20 protein-coding genes are annotated in these 23,697 nt (G+C 69.8%); 18 read left to right on the top strand and 2 right to left on the bottom strand.

All coding sequences use genetic code 11. The features are described 5' to 3' along the window. Positions 1–53 precede the first annotated feature (53 nt). The 3 genes from DD542_RS10755 to DD542_RS10745 are packed head-to-tail and all read left to right on the top strand — an operon-like array spanning position 54 to position 2,010. A complete protein-coding gene (locus DD542_RS10755) occupies positions 54–539 on the top strand; it encodes an SET domain-containing protein-lysine N-methyltransferase (RefSeq protein WP_241559749.1) in 486 nt (161 codons plus the stop codon). After that, complete coding sequence (locus DD542_RS10750; RefSeq protein ID WP_127805664.1) at positions 536–1,333, top strand: biotin--[acetyl-CoA-carboxylase] ligase; 798 nt, start codon at positions 536–538, stop codon at positions 1,331–1,333. The genes DD542_RS10755 and DD542_RS10750 overlap by 4 nt, the downstream gene beginning before the upstream one ends. Continuing rightward, complete coding sequence (locus DD542_RS10745; protein ID WP_127805663.1) at positions 1,327–2,010, top strand: SPOR domain-containing protein; 684 nt, start codon at positions 1,327–1,329, stop codon at positions 2,008–2,010. The genes DD542_RS10750 and DD542_RS10745 overlap by 7 nt, the downstream gene beginning before the upstream one ends. A 120-nt stretch (positions 2,011–2,130) precedes the next feature. On the opposite strand, the gene gap is transcribed toward DD542_RS10745, so the two are convergent. Next, entirely contained in the window at positions 2,131–3,129 is a 999-nt protein-coding gene (gene gap / locus DD542_RS10735) for a type I glyceraldehyde-3-phosphate dehydrogenase (protein WP_127805662.1), read from the bottom strand. 46 nt (positions 3,130–3,175) lie between these two features. Further along, positions 3,176–5,251 (bottom strand): transketolase, encoded by a 2,076-nt coding sequence (gene tkt / locus DD542_RS10730; RefSeq protein ID WP_127805661.1) that lies wholly within the window; start codon positions 5,249–5,251, stop codon positions 3,176–3,178. A 146-nt stretch (positions 5,252–5,397) separates the two neighbouring features. Between tkt and DD542_RS10725 the strand changes: the two genes are divergently transcribed. The 15 genes from DD542_RS10725 (at position 5,398) to DD542_RS10655 (ending at position 23,608) form a co-directional block, all read left to right on the top strand. Beyond that, positions 5,398–6,099, top strand: coding sequence for a nucleotidyltransferase family protein (locus DD542_RS10725; protein ID WP_127807364.1), 702 nt, complete (start codon positions 5,398–5,400; stop codon positions 6,097–6,099). Positions 6,100–6,142: 43 nt separating this feature from the next. After that, positions 6,143–7,540, top strand: coding sequence for an aminopeptidase P N-terminal domain-containing protein (locus DD542_RS10720; protein ID WP_127805660.1), 1,398 nt, complete (start codon positions 6,143–6,145; stop codon positions 7,538–7,540). A 46-nt stretch (positions 7,541–7,586) separates the two neighbouring features. Then, positions 7,587–8,120, top strand: a complete 534-nt coding sequence (locus DD542_RS10715) for an MOSC domain-containing protein (RefSeq protein ID WP_079364871.1) — start codon at positions 7,587–7,589, stop codon at positions 8,118–8,120. Positions 8,121–8,164: 44 nt separating this feature from the next. After that, complete coding sequence (locus tag DD542_RS10710; protein ID WP_127805659.1) at positions 8,165–9,115, top strand: 1-phosphofructokinase family hexose kinase; 951 nt, start codon at positions 8,165–8,167, stop codon at positions 9,113–9,115. 168 nt (positions 9,116–9,283) lie between these two features. Continuing rightward, complete coding sequence (locus DD542_RS10705) at positions 9,284–11,440, top strand: TonB-dependent siderophore receptor (RefSeq protein WP_127805658.1); 2,157 nt, start codon at positions 9,284–9,286, stop codon at positions 11,438–11,440. A gap of 44 nt (positions 11,441–11,484) precedes the next feature. After that, positions 11,485–13,647 (top strand): TonB-dependent siderophore receptor, encoded by a 2,163-nt coding sequence (locus DD542_RS10700; RefSeq protein ID WP_127805657.1) that lies wholly within the window; start codon positions 11,485–11,487, stop codon positions 13,645–13,647. A 38-nt stretch (positions 13,648–13,685) separates the two neighbouring features. After that, on the top strand, positions 13,686–13,991 hold the full coding sequence (locus DD542_RS10695; protein ID WP_079364801.1) for an iron uptake protein: 306 nt from the start codon (positions 13,686–13,688) through the stop codon (positions 13,989–13,991). A gap of 11 nt (positions 13,992–14,002) precedes the next feature. Beyond that, a complete protein-coding gene (locus DD542_RS10690) occupies positions 14,003–15,715 on the top strand; it encodes a PepSY-associated TM helix domain-containing protein (protein ID WP_127805656.1) in 1,713 nt (570 codons plus the stop codon). Continuing rightward, a complete protein-coding gene (locus DD542_RS10685) occupies positions 15,708–16,076 on the top strand; it encodes a DUF3325 family protein (RefSeq protein WP_127805654.1) in 369 nt (122 codons plus the stop codon). The genes DD542_RS10690 and DD542_RS10685 overlap by 8 nt, the downstream gene beginning before the upstream one ends. Before the next feature lie 70 nt (positions 16,077–16,146). After that, entirely contained in the window at positions 16,147–17,334 is a 1,188-nt protein-coding gene (locus tag DD542_RS10680) for an imelysin family protein (protein WP_127805652.1), read from the top strand. A 6-nt stretch (positions 17,335–17,340) separates the two neighbouring features. Further along, positions 17,341–18,846 carry a di-heme oxidoredictase family protein gene (locus DD542_RS10675; RefSeq protein ID WP_241559748.1) on the top strand — a complete coding sequence of 502 codons (1,506 nt, stop codon included), beginning with the start codon at positions 17,341–17,343 and terminating at the stop codon, positions 18,844–18,846. A 10-nt stretch (positions 18,847–18,856) separates the two neighbouring features. Beyond that, the gene (locus tag DD542_RS10670) at positions 18,857–19,921 is read left to right on the top strand and encodes an imelysin family protein (RefSeq protein WP_127805650.1); all 1,065 of its coding nucleotides are present in this window, start codon (positions 18,857–18,859) and stop codon (positions 19,919–19,921) included. A gap of 136 nt (positions 19,922–20,057) precedes the next feature. Continuing rightward, the gene (locus DD542_RS10665; RefSeq protein ID WP_241559747.1) at positions 20,058–21,092 is read left to right on the top strand and encodes a DUF1513 domain-containing protein; all 1,035 of its coding nucleotides are present in this window, start codon (positions 20,058–20,060) and stop codon (positions 21,090–21,092) included. Positions 21,093–21,218: 126 nt separating this feature from the next. Further along, positions 21,219–21,581: a hypothetical protein gene (locus DD542_RS10660; protein ID WP_127805648.1), complete on the top strand. Its 363-nt coding sequence runs from the start codon at positions 21,219–21,221 to the stop codon at positions 21,579–21,581. A gap of 191 nt (positions 21,582–21,772) precedes the next feature. After that, positions 21,773–23,608, top strand: a complete 1,836-nt coding sequence (locus tag DD542_RS10655; RefSeq protein ID WP_127805646.1) for a hypothetical protein — start codon at positions 21,773–21,775, stop codon at positions 23,606–23,608. Positions 23,609–23,697: the final 89 nt, after the last annotated feature.

Genomic DNA, 23,697 nt, shown 5'->3' with positions numbered 1-23,697 from the left:
ACACGCACATACGCGCGCACCTGCATGAAACAACCTTACCAAAATTCCCGATCGTGAAGAAAACCGCCCCCGCACGCCGCATCCAGACCCGCCGCTCGGGCGTTCACGGCAAGGGGGTGTACGCCCTGGTCGATCTGGCCGAAGGCGAAACCGTCATCGAGTACGTGGGCGAGGTCATCAGCTGGGACGAGGCGCTACGCCGCCACCCGCACGATCCGAAGGACCCCAACCACACCTTCTATTTCCACATCGACGAGGACCACGTCATCGACGCCAAGTACGGCGGCAACTCCTCACGCTGGATCAACCACAGCTGCGACCCCAACTGCGAGGCCGAGACCGACGAGGGCCGGGTCTTCATCCGCGCCAAGCGCAACATCAAGGCCGGCGATGAGCTGTTCTACGACTACGGCCTGGTGATCGACGAGCCCTACACGCCAGCCCTCAAGAAGCAGTACCCCTGCTGGTGCGGCTCGAAAAACTGCCGCGGCACGCTGCTGGCCCCCAAACGCGGCGGCCGCGCCACGAAGCTCGGATGACCGACCTGCTCGCCCACGCCGAATCCGTCTGGCAGTCGGTCGTCGCCGACCTGCCGACCTTCACCGTCGAGGTGCTGCCCCGCATCGACTCGACCAGCAGCGAACTGATGCGCCGCGCCCGCGACGGGCTGGTGGAGCCGGTGCTGCTGGCGGCCGAGGAACAGACGGCTGGCCGGGGCCGCATGGGCAAGGGCTGGCACAGCCGGGCAGGCCAGTCGCTGACCTTCTCGCTGGCGCTGCCGCTGGCGCCGGCCGACTGGTCGGGCCTGTCGCTGGCGGTGGGCGTGAGCCTGGCCGAGAGCCTGCATCCGGACGTGCAGCTGAAGTGGCCCAACGACCTCTGGCTGCAGCAGCGCAAGCTGGGCGGCATCCTGGTCGAGACCGCGGGCACCGGTGACGGTGCCTCGGCGCCGCGCACCGTGGTGGTCGGGGTCGGCATCAACATCGCACGCCCGGAGGCTGCAGTCGTGCAGTCGCTGGCCACGCCCGGTGCGGTGGCGGCCATGCCGCCGGCCGGGCTGGCCGAGGTGCGCATGGGTGTGACCGCCGGCGAGACCCTGGCCCTGGTTGCGCCCGCGCTGGTGCGCGACGTGCTGCGCTTCGGCGCGGACGGGTTCGCCCCCTTTGCGAACCGCTTCGCGCTGCGCGACGCCCTGCTGGGCCGCGCCGTGCGGCTGACCGACGGCACGGAAGGCACCGCCGAGGGTGTCGACGCGCAGGGCGCCCTGCGCGTGCGGACGGCACAGGGGCTGCGCACCGTGCACAGCGCGGAAGTGAGCGTGCGCCCATGCTGAGACTCGTCGCCATCGCCCTGCTGCTGGCCAACGCGGTCTACTTCGCCTGGACCCAGGGTTTCCTGGCGGGGCTGGGCCTGGCGCCCGTCCAGCAGAGCGAACCGGAACGGCTGAACGCGCAGATCGAACCGGGCACGCTGCGCCTGCTCAATGGCCCTCGCGCAGAAGCGGAAGACGTGGCGCAGGCCACCGACGCAACCCCCAGCTCGCCCGAGGTCGCACCCGCCACGTCCTGCTGGCAGGCCAGCGGCTTTACGGCGCCTCAGGCCGACGCGCTGCGCGCTGCGCTGGCCAGCACCGGCCTGAACGAAGCGCTCTGGCAGTTCAGCGAGGCCAAGTCCTCCGGCCGCTGGATCGTCTACATGGGCCGCTACAACGACGAGCAGATGGCGAAGAAGAAGGGCGAGTTGCGCGAGCTCAAGATCGAGTTCCGCGAGGTCAACCTGCCGTCGGCCGGGCCGGGCCTGGCGCTGGGCACTTTCTCCAGCGAGGAGTCGGTGCAGCAGGCGCTCAAGGACGTCGCCAGGAAGGGCGTGCGCACCGCACGCGCCGCCCTGGAGCGCCCCGAGAGCGTTTCGTGGACCCTGCGCCTGCCCGCGATCACCGACGAGCAGCGCACGTCGATCGAAAGCCTGGGCGAGTCCCTGGCTGGCAAAAAACTCCAGCCGTGCGAATGAAAAAAGCCGCTGTTTCCACAGCGGCTTTTTAAGTCCAGGGCACCCGTGGAACCGGCTTTGCCGGGCCACAGGGTGCGTCCCCTCCCCGGGGGGAAGCCGCGAAGCGGCGCAGGGGGGAGCTTATTTGCTCACGACGCGGACCATTTCCAGGCACTTGTTCGAGTAGCCCCACTCGTTGTCGTACCAGCTCACGACCTTCACGAAGGTCTTGTCCAGCGCGATGCCTGCGTCGGCGTCGAACACCGAGGTACAGGTCTCGCCGCGGAAGTCGGTGGCCACCACCTTGTCTTCCGTGTAGCCCAGCACGCCCTTCAGGGCGCCCTGGCTCTGCGCCTTCATCTCGGCCTTGATCTCTTCGTAGGTGGCTTCGCTGTTGAGTTCAACGGTCAGGTCCACCACCGACACGTCGGAGGTCGGCACGCGGAAGGACATGCCGGTCAGCTTCTTGTTCAGCTCGGGGATCACCACGCCCACGGCCTTGGCGGCGCCGGTGGAGGACGGGATGATGTTTTCCAGGATGCCGCGGCCGCCGCGCCAGTCCTTGTTGGACGGGCCGTCCACGGTCTTCTGCGTGGCTGTGGCGGCGTGCACCGTCGTCATCAGGCCGCGCTTGATGCCCCACTTGTCGTGCAGCACCTTGGCCACGGGGGCCAGGCAGTTGGTGGTGCATGAGGCGTTGGAGATGATGGTCTGGCCGGCGTAGGTCTTGTCGTTCACGCCGAACACGAACATCGGGGTGTCGTCCTTGGACGGGGCGGAGAAGATGACCTTCTTGGCGCCCGCGGCCAGGTGTTTCTCGCCGCCGGCCTTGTCCAGGAAGATGCCGGTGGATTCGATCACCACGTCGGCACCGACTTCATTCCACTTCAGGGCGGACGGGTCCTTCTCGGCGGTCAGGCGGATCTTCTTGCCGTTGACGACCAGGGTGTTGCCCTCGACGGACACGGTGCCCTTGAAGCGGCCGTGCACGCTGTCGTACTGGAGCATGTAGGCCAGGTAGTCGGGCTCCAGCAGATCGTTGATGGCCACGATCTCGATGTCCGGGAAGTTCTGGATCGCGCTGCGCAGCACGTTGCGACCGATGCGGCCGAAACCGTTGATACCGACTTTGATAGCCATGTCTTCTGCTCCTGTGGATGGATGAAAAAGGGAAACCGAAATCTGCTTACTTCGCCAGCACGGCACGCACCGTGTCGGCCACGTTCTCGGGGGTGAAGCCGAAGTGCTTGAACAGCACCGGCGCCGGGGCCGATTCGCCGTAGGTGTCGATGCCGACCACGGCCGACACGCCGTACTTCCACCAGCCGTCGGTGGCACCCATCTCGACGGCGACGCGCGGCAGCCCCTTGGGCAGCACGGCGGCCTTGTAATCGGCGCTCTGGCGGTCGAACACACTGGTGCTGGGCACCGAGACCACGCGCACGGCGATCTTGTGTTCCTTGGCCAGGGCTTCCTGCGCCTTGAGCGCCAGCTGCACTTCGGAGCCGGTGGCGATGATCACGGCCTGGGCCTTCTTCTTCAGGCCCACGTCGGCCGGCTCGGACAGCACGTAGCCGCCCTTGCTGATGTCGGCCAGGTCGGCCTTGGGTGCGTACGGCAGGTTCTGGCGCGACAGGCACAGGGCGCTGGGGCGGTTGGCGGTCTGCAGGGCCACGGCCCAGGCCACGGCGGTTTCGGCCGTGTCGGCCGGGCGCCAGACGTCCAGGCCCGGGATCAGGCGCAGGCTGGCGACGTGTTCGATGGACTGGTGCGTCGGGCCGTCTTCACCCAGACCGATGGAGTCGTGCGTGAACACGTGGACCACGCGCTGCTTCATCAGCGCGGCCATGCGGATGGCGTTGCGGCTGTAGTCGCTGAAGGTCAGGAAGGTACCGCCGTAGGGGATGAAACCGCCGTGCAGGGCAACGCCGTTCATGATCGCGGCCATGCCGAATTCGCGCACGCCGTAGTTGATGTGGCGGCCACCCACGCCAGCATCGTTCTTCACGACGTTGCCAGCCAGGTCAAAGCGCAGGTTGGGTGTGGACTTGGTGTTGGTCAGGTTGGAGCCGGTCAGGTCGGCCGAACCGCCCAGCAGCTCGGGCAGGGCCGCGGTGAAGTGCTCCAGCGCGATCTGGCTGGCCTTGCGGCTGGCCACGGTCTCGGCCTTGGTGTGGGCTTCGACGGCGGCGTTGACAGCGACCTGGTTGAAGGACTTGGGCAGCTCGCCCTTCATGCGGCGAGTGAACTCCTTGGCCAGCTCGGGGAAGGCGGCCTTGTAGGCGGCGAACTGTTCGTTCCAGGCGGCCTCAAAGGCCTTGCCAGCCTCCTTGGCGTCCCAGGCGGCGTACACGTCCTTGGGGATCTTGAAGGGCTCGTGGCTCCAGCCCAGCGCTTCGCGGGTGAGCTTGATTTCTTCGGCGCCCAGCGGCTCGCCGTGGGCCTTGGCGGTGTTGGCGCGGTTCGGGCTGCCCTTGCCGATGCTGGTCTTGCAGCAGATCAGCGTCGGCTTGTCGGCGCTGTTCTTGGCGGCGGCAATCGCGGCGCTCACGGCGTCGGCGTCGTGGCCGTCGACGGCGCGGATCACGTTCCAGCCGCAGGCTTCAAAACGCTTGGGCGTGTCGTCGATGAACCAGGGTGCGACCTGGCCGTCAATGGAGATGCCGTTGTCGTCGTACAGGGCGACCAGCTTGTTCAGCTTCCAGGCGCCGGCCAGGGCCACGGCCTCGTGGCTGATGCCTTCCATCAGGCAGCCGTCGCCCAGGAACACGTAGGTGTGGTGGTCGACGATGGCGTGGCCTTCGCGGTTGAACTCGGACGCCAGCAGCTTCTCGGCCAGCGCCATGCCCACCGCATTGGTGATGCCCTGGCCCAGCGGGCCGGTAGTCGTCTCGACGCCGGGCGTGTGGCCGACTTCGGGGTGGCCGGCGGTCTTGCTGCCCAGCTGGCGGAAGTTCTTGAGTTCGCCGATGGGCAGCTTGTAGCCCGTCAGGTGCAGCACCGCGTAGATCAGCATGGAGCCGTGGCCGTTGGACAGCACGAAGCGGTCGCGGTTGGCCCAGGCCGGGTTGGCCGGGTTGTGGCGCAGGTGGCGGCCCCACAGCGCGACGGCCATGTCGGCCATGCCCATGGGGGCGCCGGGGTGGCCGGAGTTGGCGGCCTGCACCGCGTCCATGGCGAGCGCGCGGATGGCGTTGGCCTGGGTCTGGGCGCTCACGGCGGAAACTGGGGCGGGGGCGGTGCTGGGGGTGGCGTCGGACATGGTGCGGGGGAGGGGAGGAGAGAAGGGGTCGGCGCGGGCCGAAACCAGGGATTTTATCGGCCCCCGTCGGCGGACCATAATGCGCGCGGCGGTTCATCGAACGCGCACCCACCATGGCCTCCACCCTCCACACGCCCATTCCCGCCATGATCCTGGCCGCCGGCCGGGGCATGCGCATGCGGCCGTTGACCGACACCACCCCCAAGCCCCTGCTGCCGCTGCGCGGCCAGCCGCTGATGCAGTGGGCCATGGAAGCGCTGTCGCGGGGCGGCTTTGACCGGCTGGTGATCAACACCGCCTGGCTGGGCGAGCAGATCGCGGCGCATTTCGCCGACTGGCCGCAGCAGCACCCCGGTGCCGAATTGCGGTTCTCCCACGAAGGACAGGACTTCGGCTACGCCCTGGAGACGGCCGGTGGCATCTCGCGCGCGCTGCCCCTGCTGGGCGAGGTGTTCTGGGTGCTGGCGGGCGACGTGTACGCGCCCGACTTCGTCTTCAGCCAGGACAGCGTGGACCGCTTCGTGGACAGCGACCGGCTGGCCCACCTCTGGCTGGTGCCCAACCCGCCGCACAACCCCCGGGGCGATTTCGGTCTGTCGCCCGACGGCCGCGCGCTGAACAGCGCCGACGGCGAGCGCTACACCTACAGCACCATCGGTCTGTACCGCCGCGAGCTGTTCGAGTCGCCATGGAGCGACACCGTCCCAGGCAACCCGCAGGGCACGGCCGAGCCCCTGGCACCGCTGCTGCGCAAGGCCATGGACGCCGGCCGCGTGGGCGCCGAGCTGTACCGCGGGCCCTGGACCGACGTCGGCACGCCCGAGCGACTGGACGAGCTGAACCGCTGACCCTGCGCTGCGCGCGAGCAAACAAAAGCCGCACAATGCGGCGATGGACGCCCAGACCTCATTCACCCTCTACGCACAGCGCCGCGCCCGCCTGGCCGCGCAGCTGACCCCCGGCGGCATCGCCATCGTGCCCACCGCGCCCGAGCAGCAGCGCAACCGCGACAGCGACTTCCTGTTCCGGCACGACAGCTACTTCTACTACCTGACCGGCTTCACCGAGCCCAACGCCTGGCTGGTGCTGACTGCAGAGGGAGAGGCCACGCTGTTCTGCAACCCGAAAGACGCCGAGCGCGAGATCTGGGACGGCATCCGCCTGGGCCCGGCCGCCGCGCCCGACGCGCTGGGCGTGCAAGCCGCCTTCCCCGTGAGCGAGCTGGACCAGCGCCTGCCGAAGCTTCTGGAAAACCGCAGCGTGGTCTGGTACCCGTTCGCCACCCACAAGGGGCTGGACGGCCGCATCAACGGCTGGCTCGAACCCGTGCGCGCCCGCGTGCGCTACGGCGCGCTGTGCCCCGAACAGCAGCGCGACCTGTGCGGCCCGCTGGACGAGATGCGCCTGATCAAGGACGCGCACGAGCAGGCCGTGATGCGGCGCGCGGCGCAGATCAGCGCACGCGCCCACATTCGCGCCATGCAGAGGAGCGCCGCCATGCTGCGCGCCGGGCAGGACGTGCGCGAGTACCACCTGGACGCCGAGCTGCTGCACGAATTCCGCCAGCACGGCTCGCAGTACCCGGCCTACGGCAGCATCGTCGCGGCCGGCGCCAACGCCTGCGTGCTGCACTACCGCGCCGACACCGCGCCCATCCGCAGCGGCGAGCTGGTGCTGATCGACGCCGGTTGCGAGCTCGACGGCTACGCCAGCGACATCACCCGCACCTTCCCTGCCAACGGCACGTTCACAGGCCCGCAGCGCACGCTCTACGACCTGGTGCTGGCCAGCCAGGACGCGGCCGTGGCCGCGACGAAACCCGGCAACCGCTTCACCGACCCGCACGAAGCCACGGTGGCCGTGCTGGCGCAGGGCCTGCTCGACGTCGGCCTGCTGGACAAGAACAAGGTCGGCAGCGCACAGGACGTGATCGCCAACCGCAGTTACTTCCCGTTCTACATGCACCGCACCGGCCACTGGCTGGGCATGGACGTGCACGACTGCGGGAGCTACGTCGAACCGTCGGAAGTGGGTACGGTGAACGAACGCAAGGACCCGCTCTCGGGCGAAGTCATCAAGGACCGCCCCAGCCGCATCCTGCGCCCGGGCATGGCGCTGACCATCGAGCCCGGCCTGTACGTGCGCCCGGGCGAAGGCGTGCCGGAGGCGTTCTGGAACATCGGCATCCGCATCGAGGACGACGCCATCGTCACCGAGAGCGGTTGTGAGCTCATCACCCGCGACGTGCCGGTGAAGGCCGACGAGATCGAAGCGCTGATGCGCGGCTGAGGTGACGCGGATCGTCAGCGTCCAGACCGGCGTGGTCCGCCCCCTGATGGTGGGTGACCGGCGTGTGCTGTCGGCCATCGGCAAGACGCCGGTGGGCGGCGCGGTGGCGGTCGGACCGCTGGGCCTGGCCGGTGACGAACAGGCGGACCCGGCCTACCACGGCGGCCTGGACAAGGCGGTCTACGCCTACCCGGTGGAGCACCTGCCGACCTGGCAGCGCCTGCGGCGCGAACGCGGCGTGTCGATGTTCGACGAACCGCTGCCGTTCGGCTTCGTCGGCGAGAACCTGAGCGTGGAGGGCCTGCGCGAGAGCGAGGTGTGGATCGGCGACGAATGGGTCATCGGCGATCTGGTGCTGCGCGTCACCGCGCCGCGCGAACCCTGCTCGAAGTTCAATGCCGTAGCCGGTCTGCCCGACGCAGGGCGCCTCATGGTGGACGCCTGCAACTGCGGCTGGTACCTGGCCGTGGCGCAGCCGGGCACGGTGCAGGCCGGACAGGACATCGTGGTGCGCCCCGGCCGGCGCGGCATGACCGTGGCGCAGGCCTTTCTCGCCAAGCGGGCCAAACACATCCGTTGAGGCCGGGCAAAGCCGCCGGGCGGCGCATGCGGTACAACCGCCGCATGAACACCCCGCCCCGCATCCTCTGCCTGACCATGAACCCCTCGGTCGACCTCGCGACCGAGACCGAATCCGTCGTGCCCACGCACAAGCTGCGCTGCGGCGACACGCTGCACGACGCGGGCGGCGGCGGCGTCAACGTGGCGCGCGTGCTCACCCGCCTGGGCGGGCGCTGCGTGGCGCTGTGCCCGACCGGCGGCTCCCCGGGGCAGTGGCTGGAGAAGCGCATGCGCGACGAGGGCCTGGACAGCGTGTTCCTGCCCATTGCCGACGAGACCCGCGTGAGCTTCACCGTGCACGAGCACAGCACCGGCGCCGAGTTCCGCTTCGTCATGCCCGGCCCGCACCTGAGCGAGGCCGAGTGGATGGCCTGCCTGCAGCACCTCGAAGGCCTGAGCGAATTCCCCGACCTGGTGGTCGCCAGCGGCAGCCTGCCGCCGGGCGTGCCCGCCGACTTCTATGCCCGCGTCGCGCGCCTGTGCCGCCAGCGCGGCGCCAGGCTGGTGCTCGACGCCTCCGGGCCGGCGCTGGCGGCGGCGCTGGCCGAGGGTGTGTTCCTGTTCAAGCCCAACCTCAAGGAGCTGGCCGAGCTCAGCGGCCAGACGCTGGAGACGCCGGCCCAGTGGCAAGCCGCGGCGCGCCAGCTGGTGCTGGACGGCCGGAGCGAGATCGTGGCGCTGACCCTGGGCCACCTGGGCGCGCTGCTGGTCACGCGCGAGGCGATGTGGTTCGCACCGCCACTGGACATGCCGGTGGCCAGCGCGGTGGGCGCGGGCGACAGCTTCGTCGCCGGCCTGGTCTGGGCCTGGCAGCACGGCATGCCGATGGATCAGGCCTTCGCCTGGGGCGTGGCCGCCGGCTCGGCCGCACTGCTGACCGCCGGCACCGGGCTCGCACGGCCGGACGACGTGCGGCGGCTGTTCACCAAGGTCCAGGTGCGGGCAGTGGCCTGACGCGGCAGTGCCCGGTCTGCGGACGGGCGGCGAGGGCAACGTCTTGAAGCATTTATTGATAATGGTTATCATTTAAGACCAGCCAGCCACGGGCGCGCCTCCCGCCGCGCGCCGTCAAGAGCCAGCCAATGACCCCCGTCGTACGACGGAACTGCTGTCTCTTGACCCATGAACACCCACCTGTCTGCCCCGGCAGCGCTCAGCCCGCTCGCCCTCGCTTCCCGCATCGCCTTCGCCAGTTCGGTCCTGTTCGGACTGGCCCCGTCCGCCCTGGCCCAGACGGCACCTGCCGCGCCTGAGCCCACGCTGGGCACGGTGGTCGTGCGCGACAGCGCCAGCGCTGCGCCTACCGAACAGTCGCCAGCCTTCGGCGCATCGGTGTCCAGCTCGGCCACTGGCCTGGACCTGCGCCTGCGCGAGACGCCCCAGTCCGTCAGCGTGACCTCGCAGGCCCAGATGCAGGCCTTCGGCCTCAACGAGGTGCGCACCCTGCTGTCCGGGGTGACCGGCGTGCAGGTCGAGAAGGTCGAGACCGACCGCACCTACTTTTCCGCCCGCGGCTTCGACATCACCAACTTCCAGGAAGACGGCATCGGCCTGCCCTTCGCCTCGGGCCTGCTCAACGGCGACATGGACACCGCGATCTACGACCGCGTCGAGGTGCTGCGCGGCGCCAACGGCCTGCTCTCGTCCACCGGCAACCCCTCGGCCACGGTCAACTTCGTGCGCAAGCGCCCGACCGCGAAGCTGCAGGCCAGCGCCGGCCTGACCCTGGGCTCGTGGAACCTGCGCCGGGTCGACGCCGACCTGGCCGGCCCGCTGAACGCCAGCGGCAGCCTGCGCGGCCGCCTGATCGTGGCCGACGAAGACAAGGACTCCTACCTCGACCGCTACCACGCCCGCAAGCAGGTGGCCTCGGGGGTGATCGAGGCCGACCTGGGCCCGTCCACCGTGCTGACCCTGGGCCACGCCCAGCAGAACAACCGGCCCCAGGGCCTGATGTGGGGCGCGCTGCCGCTGTACTACAGCGACGGCTCGGCCATCGACTACGACCGCTCGGCCAGCTCGGCGCCCGCCTGGGCGCGCTGGGACACCGACGACGGGCGCAGCTTCGCCGAGCTGCTGCACGACCTGGGCAGCGGCTGGAGCGCCAAGGCCACGTTCAACCAGCGCCGCATCCGCTCGGACACCGCCATGCTCTACATCTACGGCACGCCCGACCGCGCGACCGGCGCCGGCCTGTTCAGCTGGCCCTCGACCTACGACCACCAGGAACGCCAGACCCTCGCCGACCTGCAGTTCAAGGGGCCGTTCCAGCTGGCCGGCCGCCAGCACGAGGCCGTGTTCGGCGCCTCGGCCGGCCGCAACAAGGTCGACATGGCGTCGAGCTACGACGACCTGGGCCAGGCGCTGACGCTGCAGCAGGTGCTGGACGGCAGCTTCGCGATGCCCGACTTCGACCAGGGCGTCTCGGCCTTCGGCCACCGCATCGACAAGCGCCGCACGGTCTACAGCGCCGGCAAGTTCAACTTCTCGGACAGCCTCAAGCTGATCGCCGGCCTGAACCTCACGCGCGCCAGCAGCGCCGGCGTGCAGTACGGCGTCGACCACAACTACCGCGCCAGCAAGACCCAGCCCTTCGCCGGCCTGGTCTACGACGTCCACCCGAACGTCTCGGTCTACGGCAGCGCCGCCAGCATCTTCAACCCGCAGATCGAGCTGGACGCCAGCGGCGCGGTGCTCGACCCGGTGGAGGGCCGCACCGGCGAACTGGGCCTGAAGTTCGAATCGAGCGACAAGCGCCTGAACGCCAGCCTCGCCGTCTTCCGCACCCAGCAGGACAACACCGCCGAGTACGCCGGTTTTGCCAACGGCATCTCCTACTACCGCGGGGTCGACGCCACCGCCCGCGGCTTCGAGGCCGAGATCGCCGGCACCGTGGCCCCGGGCTGGCAGCTGAGCGCAGGCTACGCGCAGAACCGCATCAAGGGCGAGGACGGCCAGAACGTGCGCACCTTCGTGCCGCGCCAGACCCTGCGCCTGTCGACCACGGTCGCCATCGACGCCGTGCCCGGCCTGGAGCTGGGCGCCAGCCTGAAGTGGCAGAGCGCGATTTCGCGCGACCAGGGCGGCGGCATCACCTCGGCCCAGGACGCCTACGCCCTGCTGGACCTGATGGCGCGCTACCGCTTCAGCAAACACTGGAGCCTGACGGCCAACCTGCGCAACACCACGGACGAGAAGTACCTCAACAGCCTGCTGTGGGACCAGAACTACTACGGCGAGCCGCGCAGCGCCTCGGTGACGCTGAACTGGGCGTACTGAAGCCACACGCCCCGCCTCGTCCACCCACGCCGTCCCGATCCGCCATGCACCACCCCCTCACGTCCCTCTGCGCGGCGCTGTCCGCCGCCTGTCTGCAGACCCTGCCGGCCCAGGCCCTGGCCCAGCCCACCGAAGAAGCCACGCTCGCGCCCGTCACCGTCAAGGCCCAGCGAACACCCGACGCCACCTCGGAGGGTTCGGGTTCCTACACGACGGAAGCCACGTCGACCGCCACCGGCCTGCCACTCTCGATCCGCGACACGCCGCAGTCGGTGAGCGTGGTGACCAGCGAGCGCATGCAGGACCAGGCGATGGACACGGTCGAGGACGCGCTGCGCGCCACCCCCGGCGTCTCGCTCAAGAGCATGGACCGCGGGCGCAACGGCCTGTCGGCGCGCGGCTTCCTCATCACCAACTACCAGTTCGATGGCGTGCCCATGTTCACCGGCAACATCGGCGCGGAGACCATCAGCACCGCGCCCTTCGACCGGATCGAGGTGGTGCGCGGCGCCACCGGACTGCTCAACGGCGCGGGCGACCCGTCCGCGGCCATCAACCTGGTGCGCAAGCACGCCACCAGCAAGACCTTCACGGCCACGGTGGAAACGGAGCTCGGCAGCTGGAACCACCGCGCCGGCACCCTGGACCTGAGCACGCCGCTGAACAGCGACGCGTCGGTGCGCGGGCGCGTGGTGCTGAGCGCCGACGCCCAGGACGCCTTCATCGACCTGGAGAACACCCGGGGCAGCGTGTTCTACGGCGTGGTGGACGCCGATCTGGCCCCCGGCACGCGCGTGAGCGTGGGCGCGAGCCACGAGACCCGCCAGCGCAACGGCGTCTACTGGGGGGGACTGACCTACTGGTACGCCGACGGTGGGCGCACCCAATGGGACCGCTCCAAGACCACCGCCACACGCTGGAACCAGTGGGACACCGAAGAGACCACGGCCTTCGCCAGCCTGGAACATCGGCTGGCCAACCGCTGGCGCGTGCGCGCCGACCTCGCCCACCGCAAGCAGGTGGAAGACTCCAAGCAGCTGTGGGTCTGGGGCACGCCCGACCGGTCCACCGGCCTGGGCCTGTCCGCCTATCCCTACCACTACCACGCCGAGCCCACGCAGAACCACGCCAGTGTCTCGGCCAGCGGTCCCTTCCGCCTGGGCGGACGGGAACACGAACTCAGCGTTGGCGCGATGCACAGCCAGCTCAAGGACGGCTGGGACAACCGCGACGCCCTCTCGGGCCTGCCCGAGGTGGGCAACTTCAACGAATGGGACGGCAGCTACCCCGAACCGGCCATGTCGCCGTTCTACCTGGCCAGCCGGGACACCACCACCCAGACCGGTGCCTATGCGGCGTCGCGCCTGCAGATCACCGACGCGCTGAAGTTCATCGTGGGCGGGCGCGTGAGCCAATGGAAACGCCAGGGTGAGGTCGGCGCATGGACCGCCGAGGCCTACACCCTGCGGCACAGCAGTGTCTTCACGCCCTACGCCGGCGTGGTCTTCGACCTGAACGACCACCTGTCGGTCTACGCCAGCCACACCACCATCTTCAAGCCCCAGACCGAGAAGGACCGCCAGGGCCAGTACCTCGACCCGCTGGAAGGCGACAGCTCGGAAATCGGGATCAAGGGCGAGTTCTTCAACGGCAGGCTCAACGCCACGGCCGCCGTGTTCCGCACCGACCAGGACAACCTCGCCACGCCCGATGCGGGTTACTTCGTACCGGGCACCGCGACCGTGGCTTCGCGCGCTGCGCAGAGGGTCGAGTCGCAGGGCGTCGAACTGGAGGTGTCGGGCGAAGTGGCCCCCGGCTGGCAACTGGGCGCCGGCTGGACCCAGTTCAGCGCCCGCGACGCACAGGGCGCCCATGTGGTGACCGAGCACCCGCGCCAGCAACTCAAGCTGTTCACCCGGCACACCCTCGGCGGTGCCCTGCAGAAGCTGAGCCTGGGCGGTGGTCTGGTGTGGGAAAGCAGGCCTCCGGTCACGGCGACCCACCCGGTCACCGGTCTGGAAGAGCGGGTCGGCCAGCCCGCCCACGCCCTCGTGGATGTCATGGCGGCCTATGCCCTGACCCCGCGCACCTCCGTGCAACTGAACATCAGCAACCTGCTGGACAAGGTCTTTTACGACAGCTCCTGGAGCGGCTACACGCAGGGAGAACCGCGCAAGTTCACCCTCGCGCTCAAGCATCGCTTCTGAGTGGCTCCGCCTCCTCCCATCCTCTGCACACCCCCACCATGGCACATCCCCACAACTCGCTTCGCTGGCCGGCGATCACCGCCCGTGTGACCGCCGGCATCTTCGGCGCCTACGCCTTCACCTGGGGCTTTGCGGCCGCCGGCGTGGCCGCGCTGACGGGCCTGGGCGTGGCGTACCACGACGCCGAGATGGGCGTGCTCATGCTCGCCTTCCTGGTGTTCCTGGGCCTGTTCCTCTGGAGCTTCGCCGCCGCCAGCATCGCCCGCGTCTGGGCCGTGCTGGCCGGGGGCGCGGCCCTGCTGTTCACCGCCGCCTGGGCGATCCAGCGCGCGATCCTGTCCTGAAAGGAAACCCCATGTTCCAGAACGTCCGGCAGTCCATGGCCTGGCTGCACACCTGGTTCGGCCTGGTGATCGGCTTCGTGCTGATCGTGGTGTTCTTTTTCGGCTCCCTCTCGGTGTTCGACCGCGAGATCGACCGCTGGGCCATTCCCGAGACGCGCTTCGACCCGCAGCCCATGCCCTCGTTCGACGACCTGCTGCTGCCGGCGTTCAGGAAGATCGAGCCCGACCAGGCCGACTACGCGGCCAACATGGCCACGCTGCACGACCCGGCCAAAGGCCCGATGACGCCACGCCTGTCGCTGCCGGCCGACGAGTACTGGGCCTACACCACCCACCGCGACCCGGTGCTGCGCATGGGCATCGGCTTCAAGGTGCCGCTGGCCAAAGACCCGGACGGCCACAACCACATCCACGGCGAAACCACCATCGACCCGCGCAGCGGCGCCGTGGTGCGCGCCGACCAGCTCAAGATCGGCAGCGACTGGTTCTATCCCATGCACTACAGCCTGAACTGGTCGTGGAAGAACCTGGGCATCTTCCTCGTCGGCCTGGCCGCGCTGGTGATGCTGGCCGCCCTGGTCAGCGGCGTGGTGATCCACCGCAAGGTCTTCCGCGAGTTCTTCACATTCCGGCCGAAGAAGCACACTCAGCGCAGCGCGCTGGACCTGCACAACATGACCGGCGTGGTCGCGCTGCCCTTCCACTTCTTCTTCGCCTTCACCGGCCTGGTGATCTTTGCGGCCTTCTACTTCCTGCCGGTCTCGCAGTTCCAGCTCAAGGGCCTGCACGACCAGCACGAGGTGATGGAGGCGCAGGAGACCGGCCTGCCCCACGAGGCCGCCGGTGTGCCCGCGCCCCTGGCCTCGGTGGACACGATGGTGGCCGAGGCCAAGCGCCGCTGGGCCGCGCGCGACATGGCGGGCGAGGTGGGCTTCCTGGTGGTGCACCACGTGGGCGACGCCAACAGCTACGTCAGCGTCTACCGCGCCGGCAGCGACCGTGTGGCCCTGGTGGGCGAGGGCATCCACTTCAAGGGCAGCACCGGCGAACTGCTGCGCGAGGACCCGCCGCGCAGCCCGGTCTCGGAAGTCAACGAGTTCCTCACCGGCCTGCACCTGCAGCATTTCGAACACTGGTTCCTGCGCTGGCTCTACGTGCTGGGCGGCCTGCTGGGCTGCGTCTGCATCGCCACCGGCTTCGTCTTCTTCGTCGAGAAGCGCAAGCAGCAGCACGCGAAGGCGGGCGGGCAGGGCAGCCGCGTGGTCGACGCGCTGGCCGTGACCACGGTCACCGGCATGGTGATCGCCGCCATCGGCATGCTGGTGGCCAACCGCCTGCTGCCGCCCGACCTGGCGGGCAAGGGCGACTGGGAAAAGACCGTCTTCTTCGGCGTCTGGGCGCTGGCCCTGGTGCACGCCCTGGTGCGCAGCGCCCCGGTGGCGCGGGCCCGCATGAACCCGGCCTGGCGCGAGCAGTGCTGGGCCATCGCTGCGCTGGCCGTGGCGGCGGTGGCGCTCAACGCCCTCACCACCGGCGACCACCTGGTCAAGACCGTGTTCACCGAGACCTACTGGGCCGTGGCCGGCGTGGACCTGAGCCTGCTGGCCAGCGCGGCCATCGCCGGCTGGGCGGCGCGCCTGCTGACCCGGCGCGAACAGGCTGCGCCTCGCGCGACAGCCGCCCCGGCGGGCAGCGATGCGGTGGCGGAGGTGGCCCATGTCTGAAGCCTTGTGGCTGCTGCTGGCCGCGGCGCTGAGCTTCAGCGGCATGGCCTGGCTCGCGCTGGCGATGGAGGTGCACTGGGGCCAGGTGATGCACCGGCACGCCGACGAGGCGCTGCGCCCGCGCCGGCGGCTGCGGGCCCTGGGCGCAGCCGCCTTGCTGCTCTCGCTCCTGGCCTGCCTGTCGGCCGACCGGCCGTCGATGGCGGTGCTGGTGTGGACCATGCTGCTGGCCGGCAGCGCGCTGGGCGTGGGTCAGTTGCTGGCCTGGCGGACGCACTGGCTGCGCCCCTGGGCCTCTGCCGAGCCTTTCAGATCCTTGCGCCGCGAACAATCCTCACCAGGCCCGGTCGACATCCGGTGAATGGCGTCAACGAATCTTAAGTTTTTCAAACTAGAATCATTCTCATTTATTTTCTCAGGAGCAACCACCGATGAAACTGCACACCGTCGCCGCCGCCGTGCTGGCCCTGGCTTCCCTGACCGCCGCCTCGCTGCCGGCCCACGCCCAGACCGCCGCACCCGCGGCCGCGGCGGCCGCAGCCGTCGACCACAAGGCCGTGGCCGCCCACTACGCCGCCCTGGTGCACGCCAACTACGCCGACACCCTGGCCGCCGCCAAGGACCTGCAGGCCGCCATCGCCGAGTTCACCAAGGCGCCCTCGGCCGACGGTCTGACCAAGGCCCGCAAGGCCTGGCTTCATGCCCGCGAGTTCTACGGCCAGACGGAAGCCTTCCGCTTCTACGGCGGCCCGATCGACGACGACAAGGGCCCCGAGGGTCAGATCAACGCCTGGCCGCTGGACGAGGCCTATGTGGACTACGTGACCGGCAAGCCCGGCGCCGGCATGGTCAACAACGCCAAGTTCAAGATCACCAAGGCGGCACTGGCCAAGGCCAACGAACGCGGCGGCGAGGAGAACATCAGCGCCGGCTGGCACGCCATCGAGTTCCTGCTGTGGGGCCAGGACCAGAGCGAGACCGGCCCGGGCAACCGCTCGTTCGAGGACTATGTGGTGGGCAAGGGCCAGAACGCCGAGCGCCGCGGGCAGTACCTGACCGTGGCCACCGAGCTGCTGATCGACGACCTGTCGGCCCTGGTCAAGGCCTGGGAACCCAACGCCAAGAACTACCGCGCGAAGTTCGAGAAGGGCGGCAAGGAGTCGGTGCGCAAGATCATCGTCGGCCTGGGCTCGCTCTCGCGCGGTGAACTCTCGGGCGAGCGCATGGAAGTGGCCCTGAACTCGCAGGACCAGGAAGACGAGCACTCCTGCTTCTCCGACAACACCCACCGCGACGTGGTGACCAACGCCAAGGGCATCCAGAACGTGTGGACCGGCGAGTACACGCGCCGCGACGGCAGCGTGCTCAAGGGCCCGGGCGTGCGCGACCTGGTGGCCGCGAAGAACCCGGCCCTGGCCGAGAAGACCACGGCCCAGATCGCCGACTCGGTGAAGGGTGCGGAAGCCATTCCGGCGCCGTTCGACCGCGCCATCGTCAAGGGCTCGGCCGGCCGCCCCGCCATCGAGAAGACCATCGCCAGCCTGGTGTCGCAGTCCAAGCTGCTGGTGGAATCCGCCTCGGCCGTCGGCATCGCCAAGCTGACCCTCGTGGAGCCCTGATCCCTCATGAACCTCCTTCCCACAGCCAAGCGCTTCGCGCCAGCCATGGGGGCCGCCGCCATCGGCGCGGCGGTCTGGGCCCTGATCGGACCCGCCGCCGCCGACGCCGACCCGGACCCGCTGGGCGAGTTCACCGGCGGCGCCACCACCGTGCACACCACGGGCAGAAACTCCTTTTCTTTCCCGCTGGCCAACCTGGACGATGCCGAGCGCACGCGCTTTGTCATCGGCAATTCCTTCTTCAAGCGCAACTGGGTCGAGGCCCCCGCCTCCACCACGGCGCGCGACGGCCTGGGGCCGCACTTCATCGCGCGCTCCTGCGCCGGCTGCCACGTGATGGACGGCCGCGGTGCGCCGCCCGACTGGAAAAAGACGCTCGGCCCCGAGCCCGACCCGACGGTCGCGCTGCTGTTCCGCCTTTCGGTGCCCGGCACGCCCGCGCCGCACGACGGCGTCGTGCCCGAACCGACCTACGGTGACCAGTTCAACAACGCCGCCATCCAGGGCGTGAAGGCCGAGGGCACGGTGCGCATCCGCAGCACCCCGGTGCATGGCCGCTTCGCCGACGGCACCCGCTACACCTTGCACCAGCCGGTCTACACCTTCACCGACCTCGGCTACGGCGCCATGGCCAGGGACGTCATGGTCAGCCCGCGCATCGCGCCGCACATGGCCGGCCTGGGTCTGCTCGAAGCGATTCCCGAGAGCGAGATCCTGGCCAACGCGCGCGAGCAGGCCGCCGCGCCCGGCCCGGTCAAGGGCCAGCCCAACCGCGTCTGGGACGCCTTCGCGCAGAAGGAGGTCATCGGCCGCTTCGGCTGGAAGGCCAACACCGGCAGCCTGGCACACCAGAGCGCGGGCGCGTTCCTGGGCGACATGGGCATCACCAGCAGCGTCAACTGGCGCGAGGCCTGCACGCCCGCGCAGAAAGACTGCCTGGCCGCGCCGCACGGCGGCGGCAAGCGCACCGGCCACGACGGCCTGATACCCTCGTCGCAGGCCAGCGCGCAGGTGCCCGAGATCGACGACCAGACCCTGGGCGATGTGGTGTTCTACGCCGCCACCCTGGCCCCGGCCGCGCGCCGCAAGCCCGACGACCCGCAGGTGCTGCGCGGCCAGGCGCTGTTCGCGCAGGCCCAGTGCGCCGCCTGCCACCGGCCTAGCTACACCACCGGCGAGCCGCTGTTCCCGCGCCTGACCAGCCCCAAGGTGGCCGGCCAGCGCATCTGGCCCTACACCGACCTGCTGCTGCACGACATGGGCGAGGGCCTGGCCGACGGGCGGCCCGACTTCCAGGCCAACGGCCGGCAATGGAAGACGCCGCCGCTGTGGGGCGTGGGTCTGTTCAAGGACGTGAACGGCCACCAGCGCCTGCTGCACGACGGCCGCGCCAACGGCGTGCTCGAAGCCGTGCTGTGGCACGGCGGCGAGGCACAGGCGTCGAAGGACCAGGTGCTGAAGTTTTCGAAACGTGACCGCGACGCGCTGGTCGCGTTCGTCAACTCCTTGTGAAGGCGCAAACATGATCAACCGCCGACACACCCTGGCCGGCCTGCTGGCCATCGCGGCGCTGCCCGTCACCAGTCTGCACGCGCAGACCGGTGGCGCACTCGCCTTCCCCTACTACAGCGGCGAGGACGCGCTGCAGGGCCTGTATGCGCAGCACCTGCCGCCGCTGGCGCGCGACTTCGAGACCCAGGCCAAGGCCCTGACCGCCGCCGCGCGCCAGCACTGCGCTGGCCCTGCCGCCCCGGCGGCGCTGAAGGACGCCTGGCGCCGTGCCCTGCTAGCCTGGGACGCCCTGTCCACCCCCGCGCTGGGCCCGGTGATCGAGCGCCGTTCGCAGCGGCAGATCGACTTCTGGCCCACGCGGCCGGCCCTGCTGGCCAAGGCGCTGGCGCGCGCGCCCAAGACACTGGCGGACATGGAGTCCGTCGGCACACCGGCCAAGGGCTTTCCAGCGATGGAGCAGCTGCTGGCCGCCCCACCCTCGCCCGCCCACTGCCCCTACCTGGTGCTGGTGGCCGAGGGCATCGAGGCCGAGGCGGTGGCACTGCGCACGGGGTTCGACGCACTCGCCGCGCGCGACTGGACCAGCGACGAGGACGCCGCCCGCAGCGCCTTCGCCGAGTGGATCAACCAGTGGCTCGGCGGTCTGGAGCGGCTGCGCTGGGCCCACATCGAGCAGCCGGTGCAGAAGGCCCGCACGGCCGGCAAGGGCCATGCTCCCGAGTTCGCCCGTCTGGCCCCTGCCGACAACGCCGCTGAATGGCGCGCGCAGTGGCAGGCGCTGCGCACGCAGGCGCGCCTGAGCGCCGCGCAACGCGCCCAGCCGCCGCAGCCGGGCCAGGGCCTGGTGCCCATCGAGGCCCTGCTGATGGGCAAGGGCCAGATCGCGCTGGCGCAGCGCTGGGGCCAGGCGCTGGACCGCGCCGACGCCGCCATCACCGCGCTGCCCGCGAAGGCGGGCGACAAGGAGCTGATGGCGCTGTCGAAAACGCTCAAGGGCGTGACCACGCTGTTCCAGGCGGAGGTGGCGGCGGCGCTGGATGTGCCGCTGGGGTTTTCCGATGCGGATGGTGATTAAGGGCCTCCCCCCTGCGCCGCCTTCGGCGTCTTCCCCCCTGAGGGGGGACGCCACTGGCGGCCCGGCAAAGCCGGTTCCGCGGTGGCTGCTGGATGAAGGCATTTCGCGCCGGCGGCTGTTGCTCATGGTCGCAGGCGTGGCTGCTTCTGTACCGACCTGGGCCGGTGCAGCGAAGAACACCACCTTGCTCGCCGCCTGGCAGAGCGGCACCGAACAGCACATCGGCCTGCTGTCGGTGGGTGATTCGTCGTGGTCGGTGCAGCGTTCGCTCGTGGTGCCGACGCGGGCGCATGGGCTGTGGGCCGAGGCCGGGGGCTCGGTGCTGGCGGTCGCGCGGCGGCCGGGCGACTGGCTGCTGCGCTGGCACCAGGCCAGCGGCCGCACGCAGTGGCACTGGATCGGCGAGGACCGGCGCTTCAACGGCCATGTGATCGCGCGCACCGGCAGCGCCACGCTCTGGACCACCGAGACCGACCTCGACACCGCGCAAGGCCGCATCGGCGTGCGCGACGCGGCGTCGCTGGAGAAGGCCGGCGAGTGGGCCACGCACGGCATGGACCCGCACCAGCTGCTGGCGCTGCCGCAGGCCGTGGGCGACCTGCCCGCCGGCACGCTGATGGTGGCCAACGGCGGCATTCCCACCCTGCCCGAAACCGGGCGCAGCAAGCGCGAACTCGGTCGCATGGATTCGTCCCTCGTCGCGCTGCACCCCGCCAACGGAGAGCTGCTGGGTCAGTGGCGCCTGGCCGACCCGTTCCTGAGCCTGCGCCACCTGGCCTTCGACCCGGTCTCGGGCACGCTGGGCATCGCGCTGCAGGCCGAACACCCGCAGTCCAGCGACAAGGCCGGCGCGCCGGTGCTCGCGGTGTGGGACGGCCGCACCCTGCGCCCCGCCGAAGGCCAGCCGCCGGTGGCCGGCTACGGCGGCGACATCTGCGCCTGGCCGGGTGGCGGCTTCGCCGTCAGCTGCCCGCGCGCGAACCAGCTGGCGTTGTACGACGCGCGCGGGGTCTGGCAACGCGCACTGGCGCACCGCGAAGCCTGCGCCCTGGCCAGCCACGACGGCCGCTGGTGGTTGGGCGGCGCCGGCAGCGTGCTCGGCACGCAGGGCGAGGCCCGCCCCACCTCGGCACCGCTGCAGCTCGACAACCACTGGGTCCCGGTGGGCTGAAGACCGCGCCGGACCACGCCGCCTAAGGGCGGTTGCGGTGGGCCGCAAACGGTTGAACCGGGCGCCGCCGGGGTGTGGGAACATCCCGGTTCGTCGTTCACAACAACCGTTTTCAGGGAAGCCACCATGACACAGAAGATCGATCCCGCCAAGCTCAAGGCCGCCGCCGAGCGCCTTGAATGGGTTTGCCAGCAGTATCCGAATGAGGATCGGGTGCAGGGCCTGCTGGAGAGCATGCGCACATTGATTGAGGACGCCAAGGCGGGCAAAGTCTCGGAGCCCTTTGACGACGAGCACCGCTTTCCGGGTCAGTGGGCGGTTTTTGCGGAAGGTCTCTATCGCGATTACCTCGACCCCAACGTGGAAAGCGCCTACGGCGATTTCACCGAAGAGTTGAGGGGTGGGCTGACGGAAGATGACAAAGAGATTGAAGCCATCATTGAACAGCTGAGAAACAAGAGACTCTCTGGCAACGGGGAGCGCCAGTGAGTGCCCCCGATCTGACCCCTGACGACGTGCGACTAGCAAACGTCGAGGCGATTGCAAAGGCCAATACCTTCACAACACACGGTGTGACGCCACAGGAAGCAAGGCAGTACCTCCGAACTCCGGAAGGGGTGTTGTACCTGTCCAGGCTGGAGGAAGCCGCGCCAACGGGCACTCCCATAGCGGACTTGCGTATGCGGGCCATCAACCAGATCACCTCCGGTCGCGAACTCCCCCGCATGGAGATGCTCGACGAGCCCCTGGTCAAGATCGTCCCCAAAGGCCAGCAACCTTCACCCTACTCTCCGTTCTGGGCCAAGGAAGCCGACCTCGACGCAGCCATCCAGCAACGCAAGAACCTCTCGCGACACTTCGCCCTCCCCGTCGCCAGCGAATCGCCCCAATACGACGTCTACAAGATCACTCCCAAAGCGCCCACCGAAGTCTTCGTCAACACCGTGGCGCCGACCAGCGAGCTGGACGGCCAAGTCACCAAACCAGGTGGCGCAAGGCAGTTTCTGACGCCCAACCGCCAGCTCTACGAACCCGCGGAATTGGTCAAGACCATCGACAACCGGCTGCCCCTCTCCACCGCCATCCAGCACGGCATCCGTCCCGCCAGCAAAGCCGCGGGCGTGCTGGGCACGGCCTACGGCGTGGTGGACGCCAAAGGCCAGGTCGACGCCGCCATCGACACCGCACGCTCCAACCGCGAGCAGTGGGTGCGCGGGGGCGAGGAGACGGCCAACCAGACCGTCAAGACCGCTGTCACTGGAGGCGCTGCCACTGTGGGCGCCATCCCCGGCGCGGCCGCAGGCGCGCTCACCAGCCCGGTCACGGGGCCGGTCGGCCCGGTGGTCGGTGGTCTGGCCACCGGTGGCGCCGCAGCCTATGGCGCCGAGAAGCTCTACGAGGAATCGCGCCTGCAGCAGTGGAGCAAGACGCTGGGGCGCGAGGTGGGGCAGCTGGGTTATGACTACGTGTCGAAGGAAGGCCGCCTGCTGCGCCAGATCAACGGGCTCAGGGAAGATCTTTCGCACACCACCGACCCGGCCGAGCGCGCACGCCTGCAGACCCGGCTGGCCACGGCCAGCGCGGCCTTCGGCAAAGAAGCCGAACGCAACGGGCGCTACTTTGAGGGCCGGGCCGGCATCGACAAAAGCTGGGAGGCGATGCACGCGCGCTTTCCCAAGGTGGACAAGGACGACGTGAACGACGCCCTGGCCCGCCACATCGACGCCGACAAGAAGCCCGCCGACGCCGTGCGTGGGGCCTACAGCGACGCTGTGCACGAGCAGTACCCGCGCGCCCTGCCCCACGAACCGCTGGAGAACTACCGCGCGCTGAGCAACGAGCAGCTGGCGCAGAAACACCGGCAGTTCACGGGCGAGGTGGTGCAGGGGCGGCGGGATTTGATGGCGCTGCAGTCGAACAGGGACTCGCACAACAACATCGACCAGGGCTGGCCCAAGGCGCTGGCGCAGCAGCGCCAGGCCGGGCGCGTGCAGCAGGGGGCCAACGAGCTGTGGCGGGACATCGGTCACCTGGGCGCGATCCGCGAGGCCTACAAGGAGCGCGGCCTGCCGCTGCCGGAGCTGCCGGCCGAGCTCAAGCCCCGGGACCCTCAGGCCGCGCCGGTGCGCCCGGGCCAGAACTCATCGCTCACGCCCGAACAGCAGCGCCACCACGCGCTGGCCCGCGAGCAGCTGGCGCCGGGGCTGCGCGCGCGGGGACTGGACGACGAGCGCATCGACCGCGTGAGCGCTGCCGCCGTGAGCCACGCACAGGCGCACGCGAACCGCGGCGAGGTGCGCGCCTTTCACCTGAGCAAGGACGGCGAGCGGATCGCGATGGTGCAGGAAGGCGCACCGGTCAGCGAGTTCAGCGTGCGCGAGGCGCAGGCCCGGCCCGCAGAGCAGCACCTGGCGCAGGCGCAGCAGACGGCCCATGCGCAGACGCAGGACACCGCTCGCACCGCCGCAGCCCCTGCCGCACCGACCCACGCCGCGCCCGAGCGCGCGATGGCCTGAGCGGTTGAGCGTGGGGGCCAGGAATTCAGCGCCGGGCCGCCCCAAGCTGAATTCGCACCCCCTCGGGGGGGCAGCGACCCGCGCAGCGG

It is taken from the genome of Hydrogenophaga sp. NH-16 (assembly GCF_004006415.1).
GTDB classification, from domain to species: domain Bacteria; phylum Pseudomonadota; class Gammaproteobacteria; order Burkholderiales; family Burkholderiaceae_C; genus Hydrogenophaga; species Hydrogenophaga pseudoflava.
The sequence above is the reverse complement of the archived record's forward strand: the minus strand, read 5'-3'. Positions and strand labels throughout refer to the sequence as shown.